Here is a 202-nt window from a genome sequence, read left to right as displayed (position 1 = left end):
CATTTACTGATTCTTGTAATAATACATCTAGTGTGTCACAAACTATTACTGTTTCTGATACTACGGCACCTGTAGCTCCGGCTGCTCCTGCTGATGTAACAGTAGAATGTATCGATGATGTACCTGCTCCTATAGATTTAACAGCAACAGATAACTGTGCTGGTGATATAGTTGCAACTCCAGTAGATTCAACTGATAATTC

The 202-nt window shown here is 39.1% G+C and carries 1 protein-coding gene; it reads left to right on the top strand.

What is annotated here, in order from left to right:
* Positions 1–202, top strand: a 202-nt coding sequence (locus OS191_RS00105; protein ID WP_267153677.1) for a hypothetical protein, incomplete at both ends; no start/stop codon positions are given.

Origin of the sequence: Xanthomarina sp. F2636L, from assembly GCF_026410195.1 — a bacterium.
GTDB lineage: Bacteria > Bacteroidota > Bacteroidia > Flavobacteriales > Flavobacteriaceae > Xanthomarina.
Note: the sequence above shows the minus strand (reverse complement) of the source record. Positions and strands in the feature narration are given on the sequence as shown.